Source organism: Candidatus Chlorohelix allophototropha, from assembly GCF_030389965.1.
GTDB classification, from domain to species: domain Bacteria; phylum Chloroflexota; class Chloroflexia; order Chloroheliales; family Chloroheliaceae; genus Chlorohelix; species Chlorohelix allophototropha.
In genome coordinates, this window is sequence record NZ_CP128402.1 from 198,085 (window position 1) to 220,102 (window position 22,018).

Here is a 22,018-nt window from a genome sequence, read left to right on the forward strand (position 1 = left end):
ATATGAGCCAGCAATTTCAAATCGGCGCTATAATCGCGGGAAAATACCAAATCAAGGGTGAAATCGGCAGTGGCGGGCTTGGCTCGGTCTATCTCGCCACCGACCTCAAACTCAAAAGAGCGGTAGCCATCAAAACCCTGCGCCATAACCGCACTAACTTTAGCCAGCAACTCCCCGGCACTTTCGAGGAATACTTGGCACGCTTTGAGCGAGAAGCCGCCATCAGCAGCTACTTTACCGCCAACCCCAATATTATTACCGTCTTTGGGCTTGAACAAGACGAAACCCAACACTATTACCTGATTATGGAATACTTTGAAGGCGGCTCCCTCTCCGACCTGCTCAAGAGAGAGGGCAAGCTCTCAATTGAAAGAGCCTGCGCTATCACCCTCGACCTCTGCCGGGCTTTAGCCGAAATCCATCGCCACCCTGCCGACATAGTTCATCGCGATCTCAAACCCGCCAATGTCTTGCTCAGAGCCAACGGACAGGCGGTTATCGCCGATTTCGGGGTAGCCCAAATCGGACACGAGAGCAAGCGAGAATCCGATATAGTTGCGCCTCATCCCGGTTCTCAACCCTACATGTCCCCCGAACAGCGGGGCAACAGTGGCTACCTAACCCCTGCCTCCGACCTCTACTCGCTCGGTTTACTGCTCTATGAAATGCTGGTGGGCAAAATGTACAGCAAAATCAAAAAGCTACCCCCCAGCCAGCTAACCCCTGCCATTCCAGTTTGGCTGGACAGCTTGCTCATCAAACTGCTGGATAATGAACCCGAAAAACGTTACCAACAAGCCGAAGAGGTGCTTTCAGAACTACAAAAGGGACTGGACAGGCTCAAAAGCGAGGAAGAAACTGCCGAAACTACCCCCTTGCCGGGAAGGGAAAAGAAAGCCGATACGCCCCTCCACGCTGAACCCTACTCTGAGCCGGTACCGTTGGCGCAACTCTTGCCCTTGGAAAAGCCGGAAGGCACCATGAGCACCCAATCCCACTTCTATATTGAGCGCCAATCCGACCCCATCGCGCTTGAGACCATCCGACAGCAAGGGGTTACCATCACCATCAAAGCCCCTCGCCAAATGGGTAAAAGCTCGCTGCTGCTCAGAGTGAGGGAGGAAGCTCTCAAGCAGAAAAAACAGGTGGCACTACTGGACTTTCAACTTATCGACAAACCGGCTCTCACCAACCCTGACCTCTTCTTTCGCCAATTCTGCGACTGGCTCACCGATGAACTGGAACTTGCCAGCAAAGTAACCGAATACTGGGAAACTCCCTTGGGCAACAGCCAGCGCACCACCCGCTACATGCAGCGTTATCTGCTCAAAACCATCGAGGGACCACTGGTGCTGGCGATGGACGAAGTGGATCGCATCTTTGATACCCCCTTCCGCTCCGACTTCTTTGGAATGCTCAGGAGTTGGCACAACAGTCGGCAGAGCCAATCGCTGTGGCAGCAACTCGACTTAGTGCTGGTCACCTCCACCGAACCATACCAATTGATTGAAGACCTAAACCAATCGCCTTTTAACGTGGGGGAGGTGATTGAACTGGCGGATTTCAGTGGGGAGCAAGTCGTCGAACTGAACCGACGCTACCAAACCCCTCTTTCCCCCCAAGAACTGGCTAAACTGATAACTTTGCTGGGTGGACATCCTTACTTGGTAAGGCGGGGGTTGTATCTGGTAGCCAGCGGCAGGATTACGGCGCAGGAGTTATTTAGTCGGGCTACTCAAGAGCAAGGACCCTTTGGCGACCATCTCCGAAATCACCTCTTCCGGTTGTATGAGCGGGAGGAACTGGTAGAAGGAATGAGGCAAGTGTTGCAAAAGCAGCAGTGTCTGGACGAGCGGGTATATTTCAGGTTGAGAGGGGCGGGCTTGGTGAAACGGGAGGGACGGCTGGTAGTACCGCGTTGCCAACTCTATAGCGAGTATTTCAGGGCAGTAGCGCTGGAGCAGGGACAAATACCGGCAAGCCCGCTAGCCTCAGAAGTAGGGTCAGGTGCAGCCAAAACACCACTGGCGGGGTTGAGCGAACGGGAACTGGAAGTGCTGAAACTGGTAGTGGAGGGAATGACCAACGCGCAGATAGCGGAAAAGCTGGTATTGAGCATCCACACGGTGAACTCGCACGTCAGCTCGATATATGGGAAGTTGGAAGTGACCTCCCGCACCGAGGCAGCGCGTTACGCCACCCAGCACAAGCTGGTTTAGGTGTTACTACGCAGATCCTTTTAGAAATTAGGTTCAAATTGGTGCAATAAGCACCTCCAACAAACTAATCTACTTATTTAGTAGGAATTTCGCTCAGTAAAAACATTTGAGTTCAACTGACTGACCATACTATATAATTCTTAAGCTTAGAAGCGAAAATCCTAATTAGACTACTTTTAACTTATCTTAAACTGTGAAGGAGGTTCATTTTATGAGGCATGTCCATTTTCGATTTGGCTTCAGCTTAATGCTATGCGTGCTATTGGGTTTGCTGCTTTCAGCATGTGGGGATAACACCGCCACTGCGGTTCCAATTGTAACAGCAACAGCCGCTCCTATAACCACTGCGACTCGGATAACAACCCCAGCGACAACTACAGTTGCAAGTGTAGCAACAACGACTGCTTCAGCCACAACTAGCGCAGCGACAACTGCAATTGCAAGTGTAGCAACAACGACTGCTTCAACCACAACTAGCGCAGCGACAACTGCCAGTTCAACGTTGCCCCAACTTATTTTTGTGGGAAACTCGCTTGTCTCCGGATATGGTCTGAGTAATACCGATAGTTTTCCCTATCAAACTTGGAAACTTCTAGGGATGGACAAGTACGATATGCAAAACTTGGGTATGAACAGCAATTATGGTAGCACTACTACAGAAATGCTGACTTACAGCCCTGCTATAGATGCCTTATATGCCGCAAGTCGAAAGAATATAATTGTTGTTTTGGAAGGTCTGAACGATTGGGGCTCCGGTGTTTCCTCGGACAAGGCTTACCAGAATCTAGCGGACTATTGTAAGGCTCGGAAAGACAAAGGTTATAAAGTGGTAATAGTGACTTTGATAGGAGTGGCTGGAGAACAGCCCTTTCCGGTGGCAGAATTCGAAAAGCATCAGCAATTTGTAAATACAGCAATTCGTAAAAATTGGCAGAATTATGCCGATGCGCTTGCTGATGTAGCGACTGATCCAAATATCGGCACTAACCGAGCGGAATTAACTGAATATTATCAGAGTGATGGGCGGCATCTCTCCCCAAAAGGGGCGGAAATTATAGCTCAGATAGTAAAGAATGCCGTAATAAAGCTCTAAATTGTAAGAAGTTCGTAGGGGATTGAGCGAGCAGCCGTCAAATGAAGTCAGTCAACTGGCGGTTCACGCTCCTCCCGAAATGGAGAGTAAACCGCTCCTACCGCGCCAGACTGAAAAACTCGTCACCCAACCTCAATCACAGCAAGAGTGGGGTCAATAAAGGTCGGTTCCTATCGCTCCATCTCAGCCTTTTGAAACCTACTATCCGGTGGCATTTCGGCTTTGCCGATTTCCGGGCGCTTGAACAATATCCCGCTATACAATTGATTAAGCATAACGTATACATTGCCAAAACTTTCCAGCTCTTCTGGGCTTGCCGGTGGCTCTGCCAGGAGTCGTCGGAGAGGGTTGAATCCAGCCACACCCCTGAAATCCACTCTCCCCAAACTCTCCCCCACAGCTTCACCTCTAGCCTGTTTGTTCCGGTCAGCACCCTCTTGCAACTGAGCAGCCCAGTAGTAACCCTGCGACAGCATGACTATCGGTTTATCCGAATCTGCCGCCATGACCACCGATCGCAAACCCCTATCGGACAACCGTACATCCCGCTGCCAATGCTTTTTATGCCCAAGCTTTCCCACCTTCTCCTTAATATGCAGAAAATGGCCAAGACAGTTCTGGTAGTCTTGCTCCGCTTTCTTAATCACACTCCAGAAGTCACCAATGTTGGGATAATCCAACAGCGGGGCTACCTCCCGAGCGTACCAGAACTCGCCACCCCGCGGGCTTACCCGCCTGATACTGGCGAAAGGATGATTCCTTGCTATCATTGTGCCGCCCTCCCTTCTGCATTCGTATTGGGCGCCGGTTCTGGGATTTTGTCAGGCATAGGTCACTCCTTAGTAAAGGTAATAATTGTGAAACAAGTCACAACTAGGTTTGGTATTACGAAGAGGGCAGAAATAGAAAAAATGGCTTGATCCCAGGATAGCGAAAAGTCACGAGAAATACACCTTCAGCCCAAAAAGCCGCGGGGATCGCTCAAAGACTTGTACTATTTTTAGGATAGCTGCCGAGGAAGGGGGATTATGTTCCGCTCTTTACGAAACATGTGGTAAAATTTCCGACAGTCCTATCCTGCTTACCTCAGGACGGGATCAGTGGTGCGTCGATGCTACTAACATCTGCGCGCCACGCGCATCTTTGTTCTATTTCTGCGCTCTTTTAATTTATCATTTAGAAGTAAGCCTGTCAATAGGTTTGCATTGCCCTCAAATATCGATTGTTTGAGGCTAAAGATAATTCTTCCACAAAGACTAAACAAGCTCGAACCATATAAAACAATATGCCGGTATAACCGAAAGGACTGGTTCATATGGGAATTATACTGAGAGGTGTTTGGGGTATGGAGCAAGACCAGGTATCCGGCGCTGGAGTTACGCGGTCATACTGGCAGTATGTAGTCTTCGCAGTAGTCTGTGTAGTATGCCTGCTTCCCACGCTATTCCATGTGCTGACCCATCCGGCGCTTCTCCGGCGGCGTTTACGCTTCGGTCTGCTGGCCGAGCCGGAGCCCAGACAAAAACTCATCTATGTGTTCCTTATGCTCGGCTTATGGACCCTTGCGGTGGTTCTGGTGCTTGATAGTCGCAACGGATGGTCAAGCATCCCCGTCTACCTTATACCAATCGGGGATCTGCTGGATGCTGCCGGTCTCATCTTGGTCTGGCTGGTGTTTCGGGCTAACCCCTTTGCCGGGGCGACGGTTACTGTGGAAACCGAGCAGACGGTTATCTCAACCGGACCATATGCACATATCCGCCACCCGTTTTACAGTGGATTGTTGCTGGTGTTTCTTGGCGCTCCGGTGGCGTTGGGATCATGGTGGGGGCTTGTTCTCTTTCCCGCCCTCCTGTCTATATTTATCTGGCGGCTCAGGGATGAGGAAAGCTATTTGGCTGAACACCTTCCAGGTTACCAGGACTACTGTAACAAAGTAACCCACCGACTAATTCCTTTAATCTGGTGAAAGCGGTAGAGCGCCTCCTAAAATACCAGACCCTAAAAAAGACTAAGCCAATTATCTTAATAGATCTCAATCACATTTGAACTTTTGATAATCTGCCTGATTGCCGCATAAGAAACATGGTATTCGTTGGCTAACTGCCTGAGACTTTCGCTATTAGAATGGCGGATGGCAATTTCTTCCCACTTATCGGTTGGAATGAGGGGAGCGGGTGCGGGCAGTCTGTTTTTTACGGGATTTTGAGCTGATATTTGGGGAATTTGTACTCGTAGCGGGTTAAGAATTTCCTGATAGGCATAGATATCAAGGGGAAAAATAAATAGGAGCAAATCCTCTCGCTTCCACCCCATGCCGCAGAACTGGTTCTCGAAAAAAAACCCGCGCACTGGACGGGCATATCCCACGCGAATTTTCTAGGGGGGTTACCTGCGAGATTGGGGGGTAGGGTCTGCGCAGGCGCGTCATAAAAAGCGCTTGGGAGGTTAGGAGGGCGCCTTGGTTAAACAGCTCGAAAGTGCCACCAACGCTATGGGAGCAGTTTTTTGAATTTCCCAGTTGTAAATACCGTTGATCATTTTTCTTAAAGTCCCCCCCTAGCGTTGCCCATTGCTTTTTCCCAAGATCGACATTTATAACTTTGGGTAGAAACTATAGCACACTGTCTACGGCAGATTAAGCTTTCTCACAAAGACAATTGGACAAGATATCCCAGTCTCACTGCTCAAATCTGGCGCGCTGGTTCGACTTATCCCAGTCCGCGCTCCTACAAGGTATAACTCACAACGGGGAAATACGGACACTGATAGAGCTAATCTACCGATGCTGAGAGATAGCCTCAAGGCTACTTGATTGGCTGCCACCGTATTTCTTAATAATGCTGTTATTGGACGACAGCAAGAGTGGCAGTTTGTTTAAAACACATTCACCAGTTGCATTCCAACTTAAAGAATCAAAACAAGATTTTAGTAACGAGGAGCACATCACATAAAGGCATAAAGGGGGGCGGTATTGAAAATAACTGTAAAATAAAGTAAAATGACAAAGCAGGGGTAGTACATAAATTTCAAATAAATGTACTACCCTTAAATCGATTTTAATAAAAGAGGAACCGGATACAACTTGCCGGTAATCTTTTTAGCTTAAAAAGAAATAATTGAAGTAACAAATCAGCCAGGGTCAGTTGACGAGGCTGGTAGACTAAAATAATGACACCTGCGCAAGAACTAGAACAACTTAGAATAGAAAATGCCCAATTGCGAGAACAACTGACTTCACGGGATGCCTTGGTTACCCAACTGATAGAGCGAATTCAAACCCTTGAAGCCCGGCTCTCTCAAGATAGCCATAATTCATCAAAACCACCCTCTTCCGACGGGTTTAAGCGCTCGCCCAAAAAACGCAGCTTGCGTAAATCCACCGGTAAGAAACCGGGTGGTCAACCTGGTCACGAGGGTCAGGCTCTTAAACAAAGCGAAAACCCAGATGCAGTGATTGCGCATCTGCCCACCACCTGTGAAAAGTGCCAGACTGACTTAACCAAAGAAGCAGCGCTACCTCACTTCGAGCCTCGTCAGGTTTTTGAGCTGCCTACTCAACTCAAACTGCACGTCACCGAACACCGCACTTACAGCAAAAAGTGTCCTACTTGTCAGACTGTTACCAAAGCCAAATTCCCGCAGTCCGTCAAGAATTGGGTGCAATACGGACCTGGGTTTCGGGCTCTGGCAGTTTACCTGATCACTTATCAACTGCTGCCTTATGCCCGGGTGTGCGAGCTACTTAATGAAATCTACAGCGAAAGTCTTTCACCCGGCAGTTTGGTCAATATGATAGCGGAGTGCTACGAGCAATTGGCTGAGCCAGAAAAAACCATCAAGACAGCGCTTACCCAGGCCAAAGTGTTACATTGCGATGAAACCGGGTTGTATGTAGAAGGCAAGCGCCACTGGCTGCACGTAGCCAGCACACCACATTTAACCCACTATGCTCACCATTTACGGCGTGGTAGTAAAGCCACGGACGAGATTGGGATTTTACCGACTTTCCAGGGAGTAGCGATCCACGACGGTTGGTCTAACTATCTGCGCTATGCCTGTACCCACGGTCTGTGTAACGCCCATCATCTCAGGGAACTTGCTTTTGTCCACGAACAACTCAAGCAGGCGTGGGCGGCTGAGTTCACCACCCTTCTTGTGGACTTGAAAGAAGAAGTGGAAGTCGCCAAGGCCAGGTCTGAAACCAGTTTAAGCAGTGCACGGTTAGCGCATTTCGAAGAGCGCTACCAGCAATTGATCACACAGGGTCTGGCAGCTAATCCTCCTCCGGAGGGTGGTTGGCCTTGTGGAAAACGGGGCAAGCCCCGGCAGAGCAAGCCTAAGAACTTACTGGATCGGCTGGATAAACAGCGTCATCAAGTGCTGCTGTTTGCCTACCGTTTTGACGTGCCTTTTGATAACAATTTAGCCGAGCGTGATATTCGGATGGTTAAAGTGCAACAAAAAGTTTCAGGTTGTTTTCGCAGCCAGGAAGGTGCCAGCTTCTTTTGTCGGATAAGAGGCTACCTTTCCACCATGAAAAAGCAAGGTGAAAACTTGTTGGTTGCGCTCCTTGACACTTTTTGTGGGCATCCTCCCCTTCCCAAGCTTTTGGTCTGAACTGTTACTATAAATTATGAGAAATAAGCAGAGACTAGAAAAAGCTATAAAGAATGCACAGGAAGTAATAGTGATATTAGAAGTGCAGATAGCAGGATATGGATTTTTAAATGCGCCTCCACACTTGCAAATTCAACTTGAAGAAAAAAGAAAAGATGTTGCACGCTTAGAATCACTTCTACTTACTGAGGAATCCAAATCAGCAATAGGCAAAAGAAAATGGGCCCTATTAATCGTATCTATTATTTCCATTGTAGCGTTTAGCTCATTTATTATAGTAATTCTTATAACTTTACCAGAAAAAAGGACAGTCTATATGATGGTAGATGCGTCAGATAAAATGACGACTACCTTACCTCAAATAAGACCGCGTATTAATCTTACAACTATGTCTATTCCTGATGGTGTTGATGTGGGTTTCGCCGTTTTTGGTGGCGGATTTGGGACTGGTGGTAATTGTAAAGATGTAAGCCAACTTGTTCCACCCTCACCTAAACAGGATGGGATACCTTTAATTTCAAAGGCAGTAGATTCACTAATTGACCTAAAGCCAACTGGCTTCGGGAATCTACAATATGCAGCAACCTATGCTCTAGCTCAACTTGCTGGGAGACAGGGCTTGCAACAAATATTGATCATTACTTCTTCCATTGATATTAGATGTGGTATTCCAGATCGATCCGAAATAGAAAATGCAGCATCTCAGAAGGGAATTTCTAAATTAGAGATTCGAGTAATTGCAGTAGGATCAGTAACCGAGCAAGAAGAACTCATTTTGGGGAAATTTACTAACAATGAATATTATATCTTAGGATCAGCTTCCGAGCTCTCGTCAACAATTGAAAATGTTTTAAAATATCCAGACTTCTATTATGAACATCAAAGATCTACGATTAAGGCTTGATCATCCACTTCTATATAGTACGGCTATTATTATCCTGAGCATATTATTTGCTATTTTATTTTTAGGTCCATTTTGGGCTTCTCTTGATCTTCATGTTCCGGGTGAAAAATGGAATAAAATTGATTTTACACAACCAGTAGATTCCATTTTTTATGTAAGAAATGCTGAGCTTGGTTATAGATGGGGCGTTTCAGATCCAACTAGTCTTTGGTTTCATCCCTTAATTGCATGGTGTATCCAATTAGTGCCAATCTCATTACCAGGCAATATTAAGTTTTGGATCTTAAGTCTGATTAGCGGACTTCTTGCTTCTTTAGCTGTATATAAATTTACCAACTTGATAACATTAACCCCGCTAAATCCAAGAATGATTTTGTTAATTCCTTTTATTCCAGGAGGTATTGGTATAGCCACTGGTAATGCAGAAATACCATGTCTTCTATTTACCTCCTTATTAGGTATCTCTGTTTTAACAAAGCAGCCACTTTTATATCCTTTATTATTTGGGAGTTTATCTATATTAACAAAACCAAATGCCTTATACATGATACCTTTTCTATTTACCTTTGCTACCGTACAGATATAAAGGAGAGGAAAAGGAGGAGAAGGTTGAGGCAGAGTGGTAAACTGTAGTTTTCTTACCGACCAAAGTAGAAAGCAAAAGGATACCAAAATGAGTGACAACCTTCGCCGACATCGTGCCATAAAACAGCAATTGTTGCAACTCCACCCACAAGCGCAGGGGCGCGAATTACAATATTTAACAATTCTAGCGATGGTGATCAGTGGGATTGTAGGTAGTCGGCATAGTGCGTTGCCTAATATCGCCGCCAAAGTGCCAGATAAAACTAAACGGGAAAGCCGCATCATCCGAATGCGCCGATTGCTCAAAAATGATAACTTTAACCAAAAAGTGGTGTATGCTCCTTTCGCCAAACAATTGCTGAGTAGCCTGTGTCATTGTCCACTGGTACTGGTGATAGATGGCAGTCAGGTTGGTGCTGGTGGAATGGGCTTAGTAATCAGTGTAGTATATCAGGGGCGGGCTTTACCTTTGGGTTGGTTGGTGGTTAAGGCTAAAAAGGGACATTTAGCTCAAGCTTTGCACATCAGATTGTTAAAGCAAGTTCACTCGTTGGTTCCGTCTGGTAGCCAAGTAGTCTTTTTGGGTGATGGTGAATTCGATGGCTGTCGTTTGTTAAGACGGTTAGATTATTACGGTTGGCAGTATGTCTGTCGTACTGCTAAAAATAGCCAGGTCTGGTTGGATGAACAAGCTCATTATGCCATCAGTAAGTTAGGGGTTCAGCCTGGTCAGGTAGTGAGTCAGAGCGGCGTAGCATTCAGCAAACACGAGTACGGACCAGTACTGGTCATAGCGGTCTGGCAAAAGCCTTACCGTGAGCCACTTTATCTGGTGAGTAATTTGGCTCTAGCCCAGGAAGCAATCCGGTACTACAAAAAGAGGTTTAGGATTGAAACCTTCTTTTCCGATAGCAAGAGCCGAGGGTTTCGGCTGGACAAGAGCCATTTGGATGACCCTAAACGGCTAGAAAGGTTATTGTTAGCGGCTTGTCTGGCTTATCTTTGGATTGTACATCTGGGTACGATAGCTTTAGCTGAAGGCTGGAACCGGGTCATTCATCGCACCGAACGACTGGATTTGAGCCTGTTCAATTTAGGTTTGAACCTGCTTGAGCATTTTTTGAATGAACATTTACCCTTACCAGTCGCCTTTATCCCTTTTCTTTTAGAGGATTTCTAATTGTGTACGGTAGCAAATATTTACCTTACTGTTCATATTTTTCCATCAAAGAAAATGGGCTCTTTTAATTCGTTGTTGTGCTGGCATAGGTGGAATACTTTTTACTTGGTTATTTTGGGTTTTAGTTGCAGATACTTTTTCAAATCAATGGGGTACATATTGGAAAGTTAGAGAATTGGGCGAGGTGCCTCTTAATGAAGGTCCCTTTTCCTTATTTTTCCGCGGCGCAAGGATTATCATTTTCTCTATAGATAGTGCTGAGTTGCTAAAATTTATTACCGCTTTAATAATCCCATTAATTGATTTATGGTTATTACTTTTGATTCCAATTAAAGAAGAAGCCATAAGGATATCCTTAATTGCCGGGATACTAGCCATATTTCTAATGTCGGTAATAATTAATAACCCTAATAAAGTAATAGTTTATTCTACAACCTTTCCAGGTCATATTTCTGTGGGGTTACTTTTTATACAAAATGCTTTTAGCAAAAACCCAAAAGAAGGAACTGGACTATCAGTTATAAAAAAATTAGCCGGATTAGCGTATCTGGCTTTTTGTTTGGAAATGTTTTTATTTTATATATTTGGCACTCCACTTGAATGGTATTACTAAAGAATTAATTCACACCATACATCAGCCCAAATCGAAGGGATGATATGAACTGCCTACATTAGCGAACTGCACAAACTGAATACAAGTGTTGGATAGGCTAGCGGTTAAGGGGACAAATCCCCGAAATTATTACTAATGACAATGGATATTGTTCAAAGTAACGTGAAAATGTGCTATAATTAACTCCATCACAGAGGGGGAATCGCCTTATAAGGAGGCGTACAACCTCTACCTTCTACCTATTAGATAGTGGATATTGCGATACAGATAATTTACTGGATTGAGCAACCGAAATATGCCAGAGCCTCAAGAGATAAATTCCGAGACCATTATCCTACCTGCACCAGATTCCATTTAGATCGCCGAAACTAAACTGGCGTGACTCCCTTTTCAGATATGCAACACGCCAAACTCACAGCTAAAGCACCAGATACCCCCCAATCTCATTTTCTCAGAATATACCTATCCAGTGCTTCCGCAACGCCATCCTCTTCATTTGTAGAGACAATTGCGCCTGCCAAGGCTTTTACTTCGGCTGCCGCATTACCCATCGCTACCCCAAGTCCCGCTGCTTTTAGCATATCCAGATCGTTAGGGCTATCTCCAATCGCAAGCGTTTCCGAAAGCGCAATGCCATAATGCTCTGCCAAGGCTGCCAACGCGATCCCTTTCCCTACACCCGGCTGGATGAAATCAAAACCGTGAAAATCCGCAAGGTTCTTACTCAGCAAGGGATAGCTGAAAAGGCTGCATTTGAAACCATTATTCAGCGAGCCAAGCAAGCGGGACATCGCCGCTCTCGGTCCAATCCCTACCACCGTAAGCGCATCCTTTACAAAGGCCAGTTCATCATAGCTACACCGCTCTATTAAATCTTGGCGTTGACCGCTGTCAGCATATTCCCGCATAAATTGGTCATCCTCGTAGTTTTGGCTGAGGAATATGCGCTCTCCACTTAAAGGGCTTTGCAAAATGGCAGGTTGATACCCGGATTGGCGAATTATAGCAATTGCTTCCATTATAAAAGAGGGTGGAAGCGGTTTGTGGTAAAGCGCGCTGCCAGAGTGAATATCATAAACAAGTGAACCACAATATAGAATCAGTGGCACTTCTAACCCTAGTTCATCAGCCACTGCACGTGCTCCCAAATGCCGCCTTCCGGTAGCCAGTGTTACCACCACACCTGCCCGTACTGCCGCTTGTATTGCTTCTTTCACACGGGGTCTTATCTTTTTTTGTTCGTCCAGCAAAGTGCCATCGAGATCAATTGCGACCAACTTGTAGCTCATTCCAACCTCCTGCAATAATTATACTAGGGTTGCTGCATGTTCGGACAGAAGAGGCTACAAATCAGGGATAGCAACTGTGGCTCCCCACCGCTGCGGTGGGGAACTCTGTGCCATTAAATCAGATATCAGGCAATATCCTCCTTGGAAAGATTAATCTGAGTATAACGCTTCAGACGGTCGATCACTCTCTCATCGTACCCGCGCTCTGCCAATTCTGGAATGGTGAAACTGGTGGTTACTAACGTAGGGGTCCCTCGGTTAATTCTCCCGTTCAATAGGCTAAATAATCGGCTGAACGACCATGCGTCGATGGGTTCGGTGCCCAGATCCTCGAGCACCAAAATATCGATATTCAACAGAATATCCACCATCTGCTCCTCGCTCAGCTCGTGGGGATGCTTCTCCTCTTTTGCCAGGTTCAGCGAATCCATTAGCCCCGGCATGGTTAAGAACACCGCCTCTTTGCGGTTTGCAGACGCGCCGTTACAGTATGCCGCCGCCAGATGGGTCTTGCCGCTGCCTTTCGCGCCGGTGATTAGTAGGGAGGTGCCCTTTTTACAGGCGCTTTGCGCTTCCTGCAGAGCCCCTATCCTTTCATAGGAGCCGGTTTTGAAATTCTCAAAGCGCAGCTTGGTCAGTTCCCCTACCAGTCCACCGGACTTCACCACTAGGTTAGCCAACTGGTACTTGAGCTCCCGCTTCGCTCGGGCGAGCATCTCAGAGATTTTAATCCCTTCCGAGCAATCGGGACAAGGCATATACTGCGTCCGGTTATGGATCTGCACGGTTAGCCAGCCATACTGGCAAATGCACTGGTGCTGCGTCTGCCAGTTTTCCAACTCGGTAACGGCAATTATACAGCCTTGCTGCGGGCAAGGAGCGGTCCTCCAGGACAACTCTTCCAGTGTTTGGGTAGACCAGCCCACCAAGACAGCGACCGGCGTTTTGATAATACCGTTATCGGCACAGTAGGTACAGCGCCACCCTCCTGGTGTCGGCTTCTCTGGATCGGGGTTGTTTTGGCTCATAATCCCTCTTTTCGTAATGAAATGGTTAAAATAAAATTAGGCTCTCCCCGCCTAAACCAAATAAAATAATTGGTGTTGGCTTTGGAAAGAGCCTATTTTAATTTTGCCGAATTCTCCGAGAGGAGCCAAGAAACTGTCGGGATTTTCTTCAGGAAAATGTCAGGAATTTTCAGAAATTGACCGGTCTGCTACCGAGGGATGCAGTTGAGTGCGTAATTTGCTTAGAAGAGGGGGGTTACAGCTAGGTTGACCTAATCTGGAAAGCGCTTTTTCCGGTAAGATTTGCTCGTACAGGGTTAGCTCAAAACCCACGCGCTAGCAACGCCGAGGTGGGGAAAACAGATCAGGCTAGCTCAAGCCAATCAAACAGTTTGCCGCCTATTTCCCGCTATCCTCTCACGTGCGAGTTTCACATAGTAAGCGTTTTGCTCAATCAAATGAGCCTGTCTCCCCAAGCTGAGGGCTGCCACTCCGGTACTGCCGGAGCCGGCAAAGTTGTCGAGTACCAGATCGCCGGGGTGGGTAGTCAACTGGATCAGGTTGGTTAACAGTGGTGAAACCGGCTTTTGGGTGGGATGATCAACCTTCTCCTGCGCCGAGATGATATTGGTCTGAATCACATTACGCCGATCCCAGCCCGGCACCTCGTTGAAGGTGTAACGTGCCCCGGGTTTTACTGCCCAAAGGATGAATTCGGTGGAGCTGATCAGGTTGCGGCGCATCAGTCCGTTAGGAGCGCTGTTGGTTTTCACCCAAGTAATGATGTTCTTGGGCGCCAGGGAATAGCGCACCATTGTTTCCCAGAGCTGCGACACCAGCGCCCGGTCGGTGAAAACGAGCAGCGAACCGCCGGGACGGAGTACCCGTGCCCATTCGGAAGTCCATTCCATAAGCTTTTGTTTGAAGATATATTCGGGAACGGTATCCCAATTCTCGTTGCCATCGAAATCTGCCGGGATTACGGTATCGCCCACTTTGGTAAGCTTGCCTCCACCGCTTATATTGTAAGGTGGGTCAACCAGCACCAAGTCCACGCTGCCATCAGTTACATGGAGAATATTATCCCGCTGCTCTACCATACAAGTAGCAGGCATAATGGGGGTGGGTGTCGCTTCAAGCTCTTCCCGCTCCAATGCTCTGCGGGCTTCCCGCACCGAGGGAGCTGCTCCGCTGGAGAGCAGTTCGGCTACCCGCCCTTGGAGAGCTGGCACCAATCTCAAGAATTCCTTCCGCTCCTGCGGATCATCTGCTATCGGGCTATTGAGCATCTTGCCGATATTGGCAGTATTTATCTGGTAGGTGGTACCGTTGCGGGTGGCTAGGCGAGGAGTGGATATCTGGAAACCGTTTCCAGATAGCTCTTGGCGCATATTGTTTACAAAAGTATGAGTGACATGACATTTGTCAGCAATTTCCCGGTTACTCCACTGCTGCCATTCCGCATCGGTTAGGAGGGTTTCAACGGCTCTGCGCTTGTCGGCGTTGGTTCGCATGAGACCATGGGTAGTATTGGCGCCAACCGAATAGAGGATTGCCTCCCGGCGCGTGCCCATTCGGAAGTCTCCTGGCAGGCTAGTTATCCCGGCGCTGAGGGCAGCGCTATAACGGTGGAAGCCATCGGCCAACCAGTAGTCTGAGCCATCGAAGAAAATTACAATGGGGGGAAAGTTATCCCCGTTTTGCAGTGCCAGGGCGTACTCCCCGATTGCAAACTCATTGAGAGAGGCTCTGGTCTGAGAGCCGCCATCAGTTCGGATTTTATCTAAGTCGATTTCCATTTGCGCCTCGATTCCAGCTTTTAACTCCAAAAGGCATTTCCGGTGCAAACCGCGAAGAACATACGTGCTGTTTGTGCTATAATTATACAGGGTGCTCCCTCGATTAGCTACGGTTGGGGAGAAGAAAGGAGTTGCTAGTTTTGACACGACGTGGACAAACGCACCGCACCAAAGGGCATACCCTGCATGATCGAATTAGAATTGGTGAGTTTTACATCAAGGGTTGGTCGCAAGCTCGCATTGCCGCTGAGTTGGGCGTGTCGCAATCCACCGTTTCCCGCGAGATTAGGCGCATCTCCACCGAGTGGCAGCAGCAATACCTTGGTGATTATGAGGTCATGGTCCGAAAGCAGTTGATCGAAATCGACAACGTAATCGCTGAAGCTTATGCAGCTTGGGAGCGGTCGCAGCAGAAGCACGCCAGCCAAACCCGGCAAGTGCTGGAGTCTACAGGCGAAGCGGGCAGTGAGGCTAACGGCAGGCTGCAACAGTTCGGGACGCTCAAGGTAACCGTTTCCGATGAGGTCGGGGACGTGGCTTTCCTAGAACTGATCCGGGATATGCTGGCACAGAAAGCTAAACTACTCGATTTAAATTCGCCAGAGCACCACTTGATCGGCATGAGCACGCAAGTGCAATATAGCAGCGATGTAGCTTTCAAGATTCTGCACGATCCAGAAGCGGGTGATCTGATGCGACAACTAATGGAGCACGTAGCAGGCAGTGATATTGTATATCCAAATTGATTTTCGCCAATTTTTTGCCCCGCACCCTACGCACACGTGCCATATTTCGCCATACCACCACACACTTTTCACCACTCTTCGCGGCGATACGCCCCAACTGGTGGCTTGCAGTTTTTGTACTGTGACTGATGGCGCACGCACCTTTCCACCCCCTAACCCGCCTTGCAGAGGCGACTTGCGCTCGCGGGCGCGGCTTTAGGGGAGTGTTTGCCACTCTATCTCCTGTTTCAAAGCGCCCTATCTAATGGCGCGGATTAACAGTGGTTTAGCGCAATGAGGAGAGAAAAAGGAAGAGGCGGGTTTTACGCCAGTTGAAGTGGCAGGATTTGGGATATGTGAATCAGCGGAGAGCTTCTGTGGGCTGAAACAAGGGATTGGTGGCTTTATGGACAAGAGCGCGAGCCTAAAGCAGTTGCTGGTGCTGGAGGTCGGGCAGGCTTTCCTAGGCAAATAGCGTACCAGCGCTATGGGGCGCGATTTTTAGTTTGGCGCGAAGATAAATCAGTACGAGTATTTTGAACCCAAAAATGCGTTCATGAATGAACGGTTTATGCGGCGCATGTCAATCATTTTGTAAGTTCAAACCGCCTAAAATGAAGAAGGTAATTCCGGGTACTTTCGTAGTGCAAATCTTGTACAAACGGGGGGGAAACCGCTACATTCTGGGGTTTTCGCAGCATTTATTGAGGTTTATAACAGAAAACATTGCTGCGCTGTGGGGTCAGTAAGCTTGTGCCAAGGTTCTGATGGATTGAGTTCTTACCAATCCCAATAATTTTCGACCAGGTTATTCAGTCTGACCTTCCTTGCCTTTCCCCTCATCTTAATCAATTCCCTTTTTCAAATCTAATGTTTACTGCAATGATTTGATATGCCGCTATTATTGCTTTCGGTTGTAAAATACTAGAGCTATTTAGCCTATTGCGAAGCCTTAAATGTAGCCACGAGTTACAAGCCGTTTTTAGCCCGCCTAATCCCTTGGGCGCATCATCTTGCCTAATTCTCGCGCGAGCCGCCTTAACAGGCTTCGTGGCATGAGGCTTTTTTGCCGATCTGGCTTAAAATGGCTGGCTTTCAGACCTGCTGCACTGTTTGCCGGAAGATACTACGCAAAACACCGGATAACCAGCTTGCTACAAAAGGTTCTTTGTCGTTACTTGGTGACAAGGGGGTATGGAATAATGGTGGTAGCGAAGGTCAGATAAATAGGCTAAAGCTACTGAAGCGACAGACCTATGGTCAGGCAAGTTTTGAGCTTATGAGGCGAAGCGTATACATCGCGAAGTGAAAGTGGAACAAAAGCAGCGAAAAAAGAAGAAAGCTATAATGAGACCGTTGAGTTTTGAAAAATAGGCTGGAATCTGAGATGACCACCCAATATTAGAAATCCTCGCCACCTGAGCCGGTGCGACCTGGCTGATATCGCTCGAATTCTTCGACAATTGCTTTATCTAGGCCCAATATGGGGTAGCGGGCACAGTGGAACATTTTTGTGCGCTTTCGATATTGAACCTATAATCTAAAAATCATGTTCTTCTATTTCTTTTTTGGAACGGTCTCCTAATGCCTGTAACCTACTTGCGGATTTTTCTCTCCGAGACAACCATCCCCAACAATATCAGCCCACAACCGATAAAAGCTGGTATCGTCAGACTTTCGCCCGTCATATATCCGAAGAACCCAGCCCAGACCGGCTCCAGTGCATAAAATAACGTGGCACGGGTGCTGGACATTGATTTCTGTACCCAGTTCATTATTGCCAGAGCAAAGGCACTGGCTATTATGCCCATAAACAGGGCCGACCACCATACTTCCGTCACAGGCATTGCCAGTGCCTCCCCGGAAGGAAATATCATAACGAGACTGAGTACCGCCACAACCACAATTTGTACCATAGTAAGGTTAATTGCGTCCGCTTTAGGGGCGAATTTACCCACAGTTACAATATGCAAAGCCATCGCCAGCGCACTTGCCAGCACCAGCAACTCCCCCACTCCAAAAGCAAGGCTAAAGTTTTCGTTGATAGAGAGCAAAGTTAGCCCGATGGCGGAAAGCACTACCCCGATAACTCCTCCAATATGCGGCCATTGACGCATAATAATTACTACCAGTATCGGCACCAGCGGCACATACAGCCCGGTAATAAATCCCGCCTTGCTGGTGGTAGTAAATTGCAGCCCGGTAGTTTGCAAGGCATATCCAGCAAAGAGGAACACTCCAATTAAGCTTCCGGCAATAACATCTAGGCGGGTAATATTGCGGATACGGTTACGGAACAAAATTCCGATTGCCAATGCTGCAATACTAAACCGGAGGGTAAGGAAGGTAAATGGCCCGCTTAACCTTACTGTATTTTGAACCACTAAATAAGTGCTGCCCCAGATAATGGTAACAAACACCAATAATGCGTCAATACTCCACTTTGGCCATTCAAATTCCTGAAGTGTGAGTTTAGTATTCTGTAATAATCCGTTAATCTGCAACATTATCTTATTCCTTACTGTCAGTGTGAACAGCGGCCAAGATAAACCCGGCAGGCTTGCCACTTTTTTATCTCTAGTTACAAAACATATAGCGGCTTGACCTTGCAAAACCTCTTCAAAATGTTCTTCAAAACACTTTTCACATTTGGCAAAAAGGGCAAAGCGCGGGTCAAGTGCGGTATTAAAAGCATGTAGTTTCCAGAATAGAGACTTTAGCGCCCCCTCATCGTTTTTCGTGACTGGGTTCAGACTCCAGCCTGTTTCCTGCCATAAAACCTGTGACAAATTAAGTGTTGATTTGTAAATGGTGCGTAGTTCAGAGTTTTGGCTGTTAGTTTTGGAACTCTGTTTGAAGTATAGTAAACGGGCTGTCCTACTGTCTTGAGGCAATGTCCCAGTATTGTCCCGACTGTTGTCCTGATTTTATGAGTAGATCCAGTCCTATCAGCTAAAACCAATAAAAGGTAGAATGGGCGACACCCTGTTTATCGTGGAAGAAGGTCGTGCAGGCATAATCGCAGTAACCGCTACAAAATTTTTTCCAATCGAAGTCACAACCTTTGCCAGTTTTTTAACCCGTCCCAGAGGTTTTACCTCAATCCTGTTCTATTTATTACTATTTGTGCGGGAAGCATTATTCTCAGAATTCAATATTTTGCTACCTCTGCTATTGGAATTACTCGTTTTTGAAGTCGATGGGATTAGTTTAGTGGGGCAAACCAAAGCAGGCATCGGTGAAGTCACCTATACACCGCACCATTCGCAGGTTAGGTGCAGGTAGGTGAGGTTACCGAGGTATTGAAATCAGGCTAGTAGTTGATTTAGATGAGGTTATGTTCAACCGCGTAGCGAGTGGCAGCAGAACGAGAAGTGACTTCAATTTTGGCAAAGATAGAGCGCAAATGTGCTTCTACGTGCAGTGGCTGATTACCATTTTTTCCGCAATTTCGGGGTTGGATAGTCCGGTAGCTACTAGCCTTAACACCGCTACCTCACGTTCGGTAAGAGCTTTTGGGTAAGTTAGTGGGCTTGGTTTCTGGTTCAGCTTCTGGATGGAGTAGCCGCTGAGTCAGCTTTATAGCATTTTCGGAGGTGAATTTTGTACCTGTAGTGTACTCACGGGCATAACCCTCTTCGCCTAATATCTCTTTAAGTTCCTTAACAATTGGTTCTTCGGTTGCGGTCATCATACCCTTTTTTTGGCAACATTCAAGAAAAATTTTCTCATGCCATTTATTTGAGATGCCAAGCATACGGGCACTGGTTTTAGCACCCCATGGTCGTCAATTTAAGAGCTGCGGAAGCAAAATAGGAGGACTATTAAGCAGCTGAAAACTGGAGGGTTTGGATTTTTTCCTATCCAAACGACAGCCTTTTTGCATACTAGCACAAATATAAATCAATTCTTGCAGTAAGTGGGGCGGATTATCAATACGAAACAGTAAGCTGCGGGCGTGTGCTCGCACAATACGACTAGCCTTGATGAGACTGCGTTCCGCTTCTTGCCATACCCCTGCCAGCACTAACCAGTGCTGAATAATTTGCCCAATCAGTTTGGCATATATTTCGCATAATATCGCCCAAGGCTTGTGGCTATGCCAGCGTTCCAATCCACCCCCACTTTTCCACAATTTGAAAAGAAGTTCAATCTGCCAGCGTAACCGATACAATACTGCCACTTCTGCGGGACTAGCCTGCTCCTGCGATAGATTGGTTAGATACACACTCCAGTAGCTTAAGGCTTGACGTTCGGCGCTGACCGGACGCTGCTGCTTGCGTGCCAACTCCTTGAAAGCCTGCTGACGAGTTTGTACTACTCCAGAAGGTACTTGCCATGCCACTAACCGACAGCGCAAACGTTCTTTTACCCCCACCTCTACTACCCTATCTATCAGCTTTTGTGACTGCTGTCCCAACCATTTACTCAAAGCTAAGGGTTGTTGGTGCGCCCCGTACACTTGTAGTCCGGTTTGAGCTTTGGTTAGGTACAATACCGCTTGCGCTTCTAATTCTTTCAATCGTCCCAATTTGAAATAGCCTAAATCGGTTATCCGTAGCGCCCCCGCTGGTAAACTTAGCTTTTGATGCGGTCCTTGCCGATCGTGCAGACGGGCTGGACTTAATTCCGGTCCCAGTAGCGCCCCGCTTAGCAGTTCCAAACCCACGTGCAGTTTCAGACCAGCCTCACTTTGACTACCCTCTTTCCCACACCCTTGCCAATGGGCGCTCAAGGTTGGCGGTAAACTGATAGTCGAACTATCCAGTACATACACCCCTTTGAAGCGTTGCAGTAGGCTCAAACTCGCTGGTTCCTGCCCTAGCATTTTTTCTACACACCAACCTAACAAAGCCTGTAAATAACTTGCCGCTTGGCTTGTAAAACTCTGGTCAAGCGCTTGTTTGCTAACCTTGGCTATTTGTGCCAGTTCACTCCGACTTGCCTCAGGATTGGACAGCCAGCCTCCGATTAGCGCTTTGGCGAATGTGGCGCCATCCAGTTTTGAACGGCGTTGTCGAAAACCCGTCTCCACTGCCAGATGTTGCGCTGTTTCATTAAATAGGGCTTGCAAATTCCCCGCTATTTGTTTAAGCTTTTCCATGAAAGTACCTGTGTTTGGCTTAAGGTTTTTTTTGGCAATTAAATCTTTGCCACAGGTACTTTCTTTTGTCTACTTCCCATTCTTTTTAAATTGACGACCATGGGGCACTGGTTTTAGCACCCTCTATTAATGGAGCTGCTTGTTGGGGTACAACACCAGCCGACTAATTCACTTCCGCCTCTGTGTAACTCTAGTTAATTCCTGGATTGGATCTACTCATAAATACGGGACAAGAGTCGGGACAATACCGGGACACTGCCTCAAGACATAGGGATATCGAAATTACTATACTTAAAGCAGAAGTAACGATATAACTTTAGCGATGGAGGTAAATAAAATGGCAACTATGTTACGAAATCGGAATATTACAAAAGGCACCAACCAAAATCATAACCGAAACACCCGTTACAACCCGGCTATCAAAATATTTTGGTTGGTGAGTGTGCTGGCTTCCATTATAATTTTGTTAATTGTGGTGGTGGATTTGACTAAAACCTGGAACACATCTTATGACCCTACAATTCTACCAACTATAAACACGGCTCCTACTCCAGCGGCTCCCGTGGCGGTGTCTGCACCAGCTCCAGTTCCAGCTCCCGCACCGAGAATTAATCCGACAGTTGTTAATAATATCCCGGACAGTTCACAGGGGATCGTTCGCACTTCGGCAACATTACCATCACCTGACCCCGTCCCGACCCCTGGACAGTAAATTTTGACACTATTTGTTGGACTTCTCAGGGGGTGAAGACACTGGTATACTACCTAGTACATCAGTCAGAGATAAGCTTGACGCTTAAATCGCATACCCCAAGAAAATTTCGGTTATAACAAGAACTAAATAGCGTGTAAAACCCTACCCATTTAACGCTACCGAAAG

21 protein-coding genes are annotated in these 22,018 nt (G+C 47.1%); 12 read left to right on the top strand and 9 right to left on the bottom strand.

All coding sequences use genetic code 11. From position 1 onward, the window contains the following. The first annotated feature begins 2 nt into the window (after positions 1-2). The 3 genes from OZ401_RS25270 (at position 3) to OZ401_RS25280 (ending at position 3,472) form a co-directional block, all read left to right on the top strand. Positions 3-2,219, top strand: a complete 2,217-nt coding sequence (locus tag OZ401_RS25270; protein ID WP_341472177.1) for an AAA-like domain-containing protein — start codon at positions 3-5, stop codon at positions 2,217-2,219. A 211-nt stretch (positions 2,220-2,430) separates the two neighbouring features. Next, on the top strand, positions 2,431-3,312 hold the full coding sequence (locus OZ401_RS25275) for an SGNH/GDSL hydrolase family protein (protein WP_341472178.1): 882 nt from the start codon (positions 2,431-2,433) through the stop codon (positions 3,310-3,312). A gap of 22 nt (positions 3,313-3,334) precedes the next feature. Next, positions 3,335-3,472, top strand: a complete 138-nt coding sequence (locus tag OZ401_RS25280) for a hypothetical protein (protein ID WP_341472179.1) — start codon at positions 3,335-3,337, stop codon at positions 3,470-3,472. A gap of 10 nt (positions 3,473-3,482) precedes the next feature. Here the strand turns inward: OZ401_RS25280 and OZ401_RS25285 are convergent, their stop codons facing one another. Then, positions 3,483-4,082 (bottom strand): hypothetical protein, encoded by a 600-nt coding sequence (locus OZ401_RS25285; RefSeq protein WP_341472180.1) that lies wholly within the window; start codon positions 4,080-4,082, stop codon positions 3,483-3,485. Between the two features lie 773 nt (positions 4,083-4,855). Between OZ401_RS25285 and OZ401_RS25290 the strand changes: the two genes are divergently transcribed. Next, entirely contained in the window at positions 4,856-5,281 is a 426-nt protein-coding gene (locus OZ401_RS25290) for a methyltransferase family protein (RefSeq protein WP_341472181.1), read from the top strand. 56 nt (positions 5,282-5,337) lie between these two features. On the opposite strand, the gene OZ401_RS25295 is transcribed toward OZ401_RS25290, so the two are convergent. Continuing rightward, positions 5,338-5,664, bottom strand: a complete 327-nt coding sequence (locus OZ401_RS25295; RefSeq protein WP_341472182.1) for a hypothetical protein — start codon at positions 5,662-5,664, stop codon at positions 5,338-5,340. Positions 5,665-6,483: 819 nt separating this feature from the next. Here OZ401_RS25295 and tnpC point away from each other — a divergent pair. From tnpC to OZ401_RS25320, 5 genes are all read left to right on the top strand, one after another. Further along, positions 6,484-7,932: an IS66 family transposase gene (tnpC, locus tag OZ401_RS25300; RefSeq protein WP_341472183.1), complete on the top strand. Its 1,449-nt coding sequence runs from the start codon at positions 6,484-6,486 to the stop codon at positions 7,930-7,932. A gap of 70 nt (positions 7,933-8,002) precedes the next feature. After that, positions 8,003-8,836 carry a hypothetical protein gene (locus OZ401_RS25305; RefSeq protein ID WP_341472184.1) on the top strand — a complete coding sequence of 278 codons (834 nt, stop codon included), beginning with the start codon at positions 8,003-8,005 and terminating at the stop codon, positions 8,834-8,836. After that, positions 8,805-9,422: a hypothetical protein gene (locus OZ401_RS25310; RefSeq protein WP_341472185.1), complete on the top strand. Its 618-nt coding sequence runs from the start codon at positions 8,805-8,807 to the stop codon at positions 9,420-9,422. Before OZ401_RS25305 ends, OZ401_RS25310 begins: the two co-directional genes overlap by 32 nt. Before the next feature lie 87 nt (positions 9,423-9,509). Further along, positions 9,510-10,601: an IS4 family transposase gene (locus OZ401_RS25315; protein ID WP_341467879.1), complete on the top strand. Its 1,092-nt coding sequence runs from the start codon at positions 9,510-9,512 to the stop codon at positions 10,599-10,601. A gap of 184 nt (positions 10,602-10,785) precedes the next feature. Then, positions 10,786-11,214: a hypothetical protein gene (locus OZ401_RS25320; protein WP_341472186.1), complete on the top strand. Its 429-nt coding sequence runs from the start codon at positions 10,786-10,788 to the stop codon at positions 11,212-11,214. Positions 11,215-11,657: 443 nt separating this feature from the next. On the opposite strand, the gene OZ401_RS25325 is transcribed toward OZ401_RS25320, so the two are convergent. The 3 genes from OZ401_RS25325 to OZ401_RS25335 form a co-directional block, all read right to left on the bottom strand. After that, positions 11,658-12,503 carry a Cof-type HAD-IIB family hydrolase gene (locus OZ401_RS25325; RefSeq protein ID WP_341472187.1) on the bottom strand — a complete coding sequence of 282 codons (846 nt, stop codon included), beginning with the start codon at positions 12,501-12,503 and terminating at the stop codon, positions 11,658-11,660. Positions 12,504-12,628: 125 nt separating this feature from the next. Continuing rightward, positions 12,629-13,531, bottom strand: coding sequence for an ATP-binding protein (locus OZ401_RS25330; protein WP_341472188.1), 903 nt, complete (start codon positions 13,529-13,531; stop codon positions 12,629-12,631). A gap of 362 nt (positions 13,532-13,893) precedes the next feature. Further along, on the bottom strand, positions 13,894-15,339 hold the full coding sequence (locus OZ401_RS25335; protein WP_341472189.1) for a DNA methyltransferase: 1,446 nt from the start codon (positions 15,337-15,339) through the stop codon (positions 13,894-13,896). A gap of 110 nt (positions 15,340-15,449) precedes the next feature. On the opposite strand from OZ401_RS25335, the gene OZ401_RS25340 reads away from it, so the two are divergent. Beyond that, positions 15,450-16,055: a helix-turn-helix domain-containing protein gene (locus tag OZ401_RS25340; protein ID WP_341472190.1), complete on the top strand. Its 606-nt coding sequence runs from the start codon at positions 15,450-15,452 to the stop codon at positions 16,053-16,055. Continuing rightward, entirely contained in the window at positions 16,039-16,254 is a 216-nt protein-coding gene (locus tag OZ401_RS25345) for a hypothetical protein (protein WP_341472191.1), read from the top strand. The genes OZ401_RS25340 and OZ401_RS25345 overlap by 17 nt, the downstream gene beginning before the upstream one ends. 1,375 nt (positions 16,255-17,629) lie before the next feature. On the opposite strand, the gene OZ401_RS25350 is transcribed toward OZ401_RS25345, so the two are convergent. Next, complete coding sequence (locus OZ401_RS25350; RefSeq protein ID WP_341472192.1) at positions 17,630-18,823, bottom strand: DMT family transporter; 1,194 nt, start codon at positions 18,821-18,823, stop codon at positions 17,630-17,632. A gap of 184 nt (positions 18,824-19,007) precedes the next feature. Here OZ401_RS25350 and OZ401_RS25355 point away from each other — a divergent pair, with 184 nt between their 5' ends. Beyond that, on the top strand, positions 19,008-19,319 hold the full coding sequence (locus OZ401_RS25355; RefSeq protein WP_341472193.1) for a hypothetical protein: 312 nt from the start codon (positions 19,008-19,010) through the stop codon (positions 19,317-19,319). Between the two features lie 129 nt (positions 19,320-19,448). On the opposite strand, the gene OZ401_RS25360 is transcribed toward OZ401_RS25355, so the two are convergent. From OZ401_RS25360 to OZ401_RS25370, 3 genes are all read right to left on the bottom strand, one after another. After that, positions 19,449-19,523 carry a LuxR C-terminal-related transcriptional regulator gene (locus tag OZ401_RS25360; protein WP_341472281.1) on the bottom strand — a complete coding sequence of 25 codons (75 nt, stop codon included), beginning with the start codon at positions 19,521-19,523 and terminating at the stop codon, positions 19,449-19,451. Between the two features lie 7 nt (positions 19,524-19,530). Further along, positions 19,531-19,728 carry a hypothetical protein gene (locus OZ401_RS25365; protein ID WP_341472194.1) on the bottom strand — a complete coding sequence of 66 codons (198 nt, stop codon included), beginning with the start codon at positions 19,726-19,728 and terminating at the stop codon, positions 19,531-19,533. Between the two features lie 93 nt (positions 19,729-19,821). Further along, positions 19,822-21,138 carry an IS4 family transposase gene (locus tag OZ401_RS25370; protein ID WP_341472195.1) on the bottom strand — a complete coding sequence of 439 codons (1,317 nt, stop codon included), beginning with the start codon at positions 21,136-21,138 and terminating at the stop codon, positions 19,822-19,824. Between the last annotated feature and the right edge of the window lie 880 nt (positions 21,139-22,018).